A 6,659-nucleotide genomic window follows, 5' to 3' on the forward strand; every position below is an offset into this window, starting at 1 on the left:
AACTCGATCGGCTCCCAAAAAGGAGAGGGAGCTATTAGCCCCTGCTCTTTTGGAAATAAAGAGGTCACCTCAGCAAGCTCGATCGGCCCCCAAAAAGGAGAGGGAGCTATTAGCCCCTGCTCTTTTGGAAGTAAAGAGGTCACCTCAGCAAGCTCGATCGGTTCCCAAAAAGGAGAGGGAGCCATTAGCCCCTGCTCTTTTGGAAATAAAGAGGTCACCTCAGCAAACTCGATCGCCCTCTCAACCAAGCTGAATCTGCCGGTGCTCATGAAGAATCACGATACTTTCAGCCCACTCGATCGGTTCCCTCTCCCTGTGGGAGAGGGTTAGGGTGAGGGGGTATCTTTCTAATTCAGCACGCGAGAACGGATAACCTCGGCAATCCCCGGCTGCAGGTGATCGGCAATCACCAGATCAGCACGTTCCTTGATGGCATTATCGGCATTACCCATGGCAACGCCCAGCCCAACGGCTTCAAGCATGCTCAGGTCGTTGTAGTTGTCACCAAAGGCGACCACCTGATCCATGCTCAACCCCTGTGACTCCACCCACTGCTGCAGGCGTTTACCCTTGCTGTTGCCGCCTTTGGCAATGTCCACCTGATCGTGCCAGGACCATTCACAGGCCAGGCCCAGCTCTTTTTCTACCATTTCGGCAAAGCTGCGTAGCGCCGGGAGATCGCTATGTGAAGTGGCAAACTTCCAGATGGCCTGCGCCTCATCCGCCGCCTGCATCAGGCTGTTGACCTGCAACAATGTTGGGCGCTGGGCTACCGGCAAAGTCTCTGACCAGGCTAGAGAACGGATCACATGACCGCTTGTCTCCTGATACAGCATGGCGTCGTCCACATACATCAGGCCGTGAATATCGCTTTGCTTGAGCAGTTGCAGTACCTGCTTGGCCTGCTCTTTTGCCAGCGGATCGGAGGCCAGTACCTTTTTCTGCTGGAAATCATACAGATAGGTTCCGTTACAACAAATGGCTGGCGTATCGATTTGCAGCGCCTGATAGAACGGATGGATAGCCACGTGATGGCGGCCGGTGACCACCACGACTTTCACTCCGGCGGCACGGGCTTCCTCCAGCGCGGCCAGCGACTGCGGTAAGATACGTTTCTGGTTGTCTAGCAAAGTGCCGTCTAAATCGAGGGCAATAACACGGTAGCTCATAGCGGTCTCATTATAGTTAGCAAGAAAATTACCTCGATGGTACATATGATTAATGTTACATGTAAATCAAGGTGTTATAATTTAAAGGGGTGCTATTGGGGTGCCGGGTTACTGCCTATATGATTACCTATTTGCAGCGTTCCAGTTCCTCCTTGGCATCCTTTCTCTGTTTGTCGATATGGTCGGCCAAGTCCTGAACATGCACCAAGCGTGGTGCTTTCTGGGTGTTGCCGATTCGGAATGTGGCAATTGGCAATTTACCTTCGGCGGCTTTCTGATCTGCAGTTGAGGGCCGCATACCTAGATACTTCTCGGCTATATCGGATAGGGGGATATTAACCTTTTCAAACTCAGCCATCAGCAAAAACATCGTGTTCATAAATCACCCCATTCAATTTCTTTTCCGGTTCTGCGAAAGTGATCGGCACGCCTCAGATAAAGAAGGTGGCGGCAATGTTCGCAGCAATCGTGCTTATTCTCTGGGTTCTTGATGGCCTTCAATTTTCGAAGGGTATAGGTGCCGCAGGCGCAACGGACAACCCAGCGCCCCCTTTTTTCGTATGCAAGGCCCATTACGATCATTCGCCCAAATTGCTTGCCGATAAATTTTTTAAGGTTAGGCGGCACCTCGAACCTTAGTCGGATAGGATTTGGCTGATCTGCCGTCTGAATTTTCTTTTCCGGCCGGTAGGCAAACCCCTTACCAAGAATTAGCGCTGCCGTTCTGTTTACGGGCTGCCGAGTGCCATCAAAAATATCTTTACTCACTGCTTTTCCTCCGGCGTGTAGGCTGCTTTGTCGTGGCTATACTCACCATTCCACGTTGCCTTCATTGGCAGCTCGCCTTTCATGTAAAGCGCGTACAGGCGGTGACAGCCTTTCTCTAGCAGCACAGGGGTTTTCTTGGTGAATGCCTCCTTACCGTGCGGCTTGATCTCCATTTCGTCTTCGGTGAGGTAGGTATCTCGCGCATACGATGCTACGCGCCAGCGGGCGCTTTTCTCTGGATCACGCTGCTCGTTGAAAATCCAATTGCGCTCGAAGGCCCACCACATCATTTTGTTGATGTTGACGCCGTTCAGGCACTTGCAGAACGCCGGGATCGTCATGCCTTTGGTGAAGTGTTTTTCCAGGCTTTCAACTGTGCTCACTAACTGCTGGTTTTCACCTTTGAGGCGCTCGTTGTCGCCTGAGTAGTTCATTAACAAACTGCGCAGCGTGGATGGGTCATTCAGCAACTGCATGGCGTCAACCGGTGCCGCAATGGCATCACGGCGAGTAAAGTAGAACTCGGTCAGATCGTTGTAGTATTCCCACGCCTGATCGGTTTCTAATATCTTCGCGTGGTTGGCAGCTCCGCGCTCAGTCCACAGCGTGAGAGATCGTGCTTTAGAGGAAATTTGCACACCGCTGAAAGAGTTGCGCAAAATTTCTACTTCTTCACCCCTCAACTTGAAGTAATGCTTCCCGTCAACAAAGCGCGTCTTGTTGCGATTGAAATTATTCGTGATCATCTGCTCAGTCGCACCATACCCAACCGCCAACTGCTCGGTGGTCGCCACACGCTGCCCGCGATACTCGATGATCTGCAGGTCTTTGGCCTCGACGGCCACAAGCTCAGTTTTTTTAGCCATTCTTAATTTCTCCGCTGGTGGTCTTGTTAATGTGGCTGCCGAGGGCCTCGGCGACCCGCTTAGATTCTTTTTCGGCGATTGCCTTCTGACGAGCAGCCTCATGGCGAGCGGCCAGTGTCCTACGCTTATCACAGCGATCCGCCCGGACGTCTGCCCAGTCGCGGTTTATCGGCTTCACTGCTACCGCGCTGGCCTGACGCCAGAACGTGGACGCAAGTTGCAACTGGCCAGCCTTCTCGAATTTGGCCGCCTGGTTGGCGTTGAGCATGTAGGGGCTAAGTTTCATTTAGCCCCCATTGCTGGCAGACTATTGATGTGATCCCGGATTGACTCAGGCACCCCGTCTAAGATGGTGATCAGCGCGCACACCAGAGCTGATTCGTTGTGGTCGAGGATTTCCGCTTCAAGCCACATATCAAGAACCGCTCTTGCCTGTTCTGCCCGGCACTGGGCGTCTATTAGTTGCATGGCTGATGATCCTCCTGTTCCGCCTCATCTTCTGCTCGGACGCACATGTCATAGATAACGCCAAGCAGCTCAGACTGTGCGCGCAGTTCGCCTTTATTTGCCGTGAGGCACATAGCGACCTCTGCGAGAGTCGCAATCTTCGCCATTGCATCCAGAGCTGCGATATGCGCGATTGACCGTGGTGTAGTTGTGCTATTAGTTGCCATTAGTCACCACCTGCAGCAATGCGCTATCCGGATGCAGGAGCTTGTAGGCCACGGCATCGACAAACGCCTCTTCCATTGAGGTAGCGCCAAGCGGCGTTAATTTGCCTCCACTGCTCAACATGGCATCGTATGAAATGGCGATTTGTTTCTGACCATCAGCAATACCGAATTCAGCGCGGATCATGTCTTCGATATACACACGCATAACTTCCTCAATGCTTTTTTGTGTCACATCGACACGCACTGCTTTACGACGACGAGGAATAAGCACATCAGCCCACTTACCGCCATAATGGCGCTGACAGAAATCCAAATAGGCGAGGGCAATTCGCTGTCTATTCTTTTCAATTAAATTAATTTTATTTGACATTGTTAATGTCCCTTTCGGTTATTAAAACTAATGGCGTCTGATAGATTGGCTAGCGATAACGCGGCCAATGATTAACAATGGCTGCTCTTTGCCTTCTTCTATTTCCCAAACCTGATAGAATTTACTGCTTGGAATTACTCGGATAGCCTTCGCTGTGAATTGCAGGCGCTTAACCATGAAGATTCCATCCCAATAAAAAGCAAATATTCCATCTTCGATGTAGCTGCTAATGGTAGTGTCGATAGCGAGATGTTCACCAGCTTCAATTTCACCTGACATAGTGTCATCGGGCATGCGGCAAGTTACTTGCTTACCATCAAATTTGATGTGCTCTGCAACATCAGCGCGAACGCACATCGCTTTTTTAACCGCTGTCTGCATAATGTTTCTTACCATAGCAATTACCCTGATCCTGAATTCAGGTTGAGTTATCCCCCAACCTGATAGGTTGTAATTAGTACTTCTGAATATGACTAATCGGTGATGCCGAATTTAATTAGTTGGGAATATATTCACAGTAATTAATTTGTGAGCTTTTACGCTTGTGGGAAAACGCATAGTCGCCTGTGTCTTCCCGTAGGTAAGTACATTCAAAATTACCGATACAATCACCTACCTCTGGCAGTGGGGCTTTGCATTCAATCCCGTAGGCCTGCTTTGCTAAATGCATGCAGATCTTCCAAGACCATGAACCAGGGAACTGCTTAATGGTTTGCTGCGCCCTGCGTAACTTGGCGGGCTCAATCAGCTTCAGCCGGTTTGATTTTTTATTCTGTGGCATGCTATTGTTCATATCAGCCTCTTTAAAATATTTCGAGTTTTCTGGGGTTAGGCTCTGGTTAGTGATTGGCGTCGTGACCAGAGCTGTCTAATTAATATGGCTCGCCATTGTCGATATGGCTTTTTCGAATTTAGGAATCTTGCAAAGGATTTCTTTTGCTTCATCACAAGCAGCGTTAATTTCTGAAAAAAAATCAACCAAGATAAAATTCGTACCAACGCGCTTATACAAGGCGTATTCAACACAATCAGCCCACTCCGTGACCAAGCTATAATTACCGTTGCCGTAGTGAGAGGTGACTGGAAATGAGTAAGCCCAGTGGTTATTGGTATCTTTAAGCTTTTGGCGAATGCAAAAAGCTTGCTGGTTTAACTTTAATGTGGCTGGGGGTAATGGCTGACTGTTCATCTCACTGGCTCCGTTGTTTGCCGATGAGATTAAGATACACGCAGCAATAACTTATGGCAATACAAAAAGTTATTATAACATGCAAAAAGATAATAAATTAATGAAACCAAAGGTTATTTTTATTTCAATAAGTTATTTGAGGGCATTTTTGGCGAAAAAAAAACCGGCAATTGCCGGTTTGAATCAGTGTCACTTGTCCTAACTAGCAGGTGACCGACCACCAAAAAACACGGCCGATAACCTCAACATCCTGAATGGGCGCTGACTCGTCGGGGTGCTCATCTTTGTTGAAGCTGCGAAGGCTTAAAGAGCTGGGGCCGGTTCTGTATAAAATTTTTACACGCTTCCATCCATTCTGACTTATAGCGTAAATTTTGCCATCCACAATCTTCTTATCCTCGGTATTGATCGCCAAGATACTGCCATCTGGCATCGCTGGCACCATGCCATCCCCGCTGATCGGAAAACACAAAACGCCTCTACCATCCATTTCCGCACCAGCTTTTTGCAATAGCCTCTTAGCAAAGGTGAGCGTAAGGGGTTTCTGCCCATCGGTAGAAAAGACACCATCACTGCCAATAAAATCAATGTCACTTAGGAAAGGAACCTCAACCTCATCACCAGATCGTGAACCATAGTTGTCTTGGTGGTTAACAGATTCTTCGCGCGCTTCTCTGGGGGCCGTTTTTTCCTCCCACATGGGTTCCTCACCCCTAGCTAGCCACTCAGGACGAACTTTCAGTTCGCGCGCAATTTCGACTAATTTTCGGCTGGAATTGGTTTTTCCTGAAACGAGTTTCCAAATAGATGGTTGGGATACGCCAACCCTGTCAGCAAGCATACCCTGGGTAGTCCCAGTGAGTTCCATTGCGAGTGACAGACGTTCCGATAAGGTAGTTTTCATCATTGCATCCTATACCTTTAGTTATTGGTAGGCAAATACAATAAGTTATTGCAATAAGTTATGCTAGTGCTATCATCCAAGAATTGATAAATAACTTATGGTATTAAATGTGATTAACCCATATATCAAAAAAGCAATTGAGATAGCGGGGGGGCAGGCTGCGCTTGCAAGGGCTTGCGGAGTATCTCAGCCCGCCGTATTTCGTTGGCTCAATGGTAGCAGGGTCAAGGCTGATTATGTAGTGGCCATCTCCCGTGCGTCGAATGGTGAGGCTAAAGCCCACGAAATCCGCCCGGATCTTCCCGATATCTTCCCTGTTCCTGAGCCTACCAATGAATCAGCGGGGGCCTGATCAGTACACCAGGGCGGTTATGCCTGCGGTGTATTGCCCCGCTGATGCCGAATGGATACAGGGGCAGCTTGAAAAGTTTACCGCATCCGCCCGGCGCAAGATTGTGACGTTGTATGCAGATATCTACCAGGCTGCATGGGACGAAGAGCCGGTGTCATTCAGACAGGAGAACAGGGCAAGGCATGAGGCCAACACCCGGTTGAGGTTGTACGTCACCCAGCGCTCAAAGGCGAGCATGGGGTTAACAGAAAAGGCGGAGGAGGTAACGGCAGGTCGGAACTCACCAGAAAGCCAGAACCACGTATCAGCAAAGTAGTACAGGAATGTACTAGCAAGATGATACATGAACTGTCTCTTATACACATCT

14 protein-coding genes are annotated in these 6,659 nt (G+C 49.2%); 1 reads left to right on the top strand and 13 read right to left on the bottom strand.

Annotation, left to right across the window (positions count from 1 at the left end):
• Positions 1-347: 347 nt before the first annotated feature.
• The 12 genes from A6U95_RS25150 to A6U95_RS25205 form a co-directional block, all read right to left on the bottom strand.
• Positions 348-1,169 (bottom strand): pyridoxal phosphatase, encoded by an 822-nt coding sequence (locus A6U95_RS25150; protein ID WP_065686459.1) that lies wholly within the window; start codon positions 1,167-1,169, stop codon positions 348-350.
• Positions 1,170-1,296: 127 nt separating this feature from the next.
• The gene (locus tag A6U95_RS25155) at positions 1,297-1,548 is read right to left on the bottom strand and encodes a pyocin activator PrtN family protein (protein ID WP_039995829.1); all 252 of its coding nucleotides are present in this window, start codon (positions 1,546-1,548) and stop codon (positions 1,297-1,299) included.
• Entirely contained in the window at positions 1,545-1,937 is a 393-nt protein-coding gene (locus A6U95_RS25160; protein ID WP_065686460.1) for a hypothetical protein, read from the bottom strand. Before A6U95_RS25160 ends, A6U95_RS25155 begins: the two co-directional genes overlap by 4 nt.
• Positions 1,934-2,803: an ORF6N domain-containing protein gene (locus A6U95_RS25165; RefSeq protein ID WP_065686461.1), complete on the bottom strand. Its 870-nt coding sequence runs from the start codon at positions 2,801-2,803 to the stop codon at positions 1,934-1,936. Before A6U95_RS25165 ends, A6U95_RS25160 begins: the two co-directional genes overlap by 4 nt.
• Positions 2,796-3,089 carry an ANR family transcriptional regulator gene (locus tag A6U95_RS25170; protein WP_065686462.1) on the bottom strand — a complete coding sequence of 98 codons (294 nt, stop codon included), beginning with the start codon at positions 3,087-3,089 and terminating at the stop codon, positions 2,796-2,798. Before A6U95_RS25170 ends, A6U95_RS25165 begins: the two co-directional genes overlap by 8 nt.
• Positions 3,086-3,271, bottom strand: coding sequence for a hypothetical protein (locus A6U95_RS25175; RefSeq protein ID WP_065686463.1), 186 nt, complete (start codon positions 3,269-3,271; stop codon positions 3,086-3,088). Before A6U95_RS25175 ends, A6U95_RS25170 begins: the two co-directional genes overlap by 4 nt.
• Positions 3,262-3,477, bottom strand: a complete 216-nt coding sequence (locus A6U95_RS25180) for a hypothetical protein (RefSeq protein WP_065686464.1) — start codon at positions 3,475-3,477, stop codon at positions 3,262-3,264. Before A6U95_RS25180 ends, A6U95_RS25175 begins: the two co-directional genes overlap by 10 nt.
• Positions 3,467-3,847: a hypothetical protein gene (locus tag A6U95_RS25185; protein ID WP_065686465.1), complete on the bottom strand. Its 381-nt coding sequence runs from the start codon at positions 3,845-3,847 to the stop codon at positions 3,467-3,469. The genes A6U95_RS25180 and A6U95_RS25185 overlap by 11 nt, the downstream gene beginning before the upstream one ends.
• A 27-nt stretch (positions 3,848-3,874) precedes the next feature.
• Positions 3,875-4,243 (bottom strand): S24 family peptidase, encoded by a 369-nt coding sequence (locus tag A6U95_RS25190; RefSeq protein WP_065686466.1) that lies wholly within the window; start codon positions 4,241-4,243, stop codon positions 3,875-3,877.
• 100 nt (positions 4,244-4,343) lie between these two features.
• Entirely contained in the window at positions 4,344-4,640 is a 297-nt protein-coding gene (locus tag A6U95_RS25195; RefSeq protein WP_065686467.1) for a hypothetical protein, read from the bottom strand.
• A 75-nt stretch (positions 4,641-4,715) separates the two neighbouring features.
• Positions 4,716-5,036 carry a hypothetical protein gene (locus A6U95_RS25200; protein WP_065686468.1) on the bottom strand — a complete coding sequence of 107 codons (321 nt, stop codon included), beginning with the start codon at positions 5,034-5,036 and terminating at the stop codon, positions 4,716-4,718.
• A gap of 202 nt (positions 5,037-5,238) precedes the next feature.
• Positions 5,239-5,943 carry a helix-turn-helix transcriptional regulator gene (locus A6U95_RS25205; protein WP_083196459.1) on the bottom strand — a complete coding sequence of 235 codons (705 nt, stop codon included), beginning with the start codon at positions 5,941-5,943 and terminating at the stop codon, positions 5,239-5,241.
• Between the two features lie 94 nt (positions 5,944-6,037).
• Here A6U95_RS25205 and A6U95_RS25210 point away from each other — a divergent pair, with 94 nt between their 5' ends.
• Positions 6,038-6,292 carry a helix-turn-helix domain-containing protein gene (locus A6U95_RS25210; RefSeq protein WP_343227247.1) on the top strand — a complete coding sequence of 85 codons (255 nt, stop codon included), beginning with the start codon at positions 6,038-6,040 and terminating at the stop codon, positions 6,290-6,292.
• A gap of 123 nt (positions 6,293-6,415) precedes the next feature.
• Here A6U95_RS25210 and A6U95_RS31355 read toward each other — a convergent pair.
• The coding region (locus A6U95_RS31355; protein WP_206744301.1) for a hypothetical protein at positions 6,416-6,659 on the bottom strand (244 nt) is incomplete at its 5' end.

Source organism: Serratia sp. 14-2641 (assembly GCF_001692375.1).
Classification (GTDB): Bacteria; Pseudomonadota; Gammaproteobacteria; order Enterobacterales; family Enterobacteriaceae; genus Chania; species Chania fonticola_C.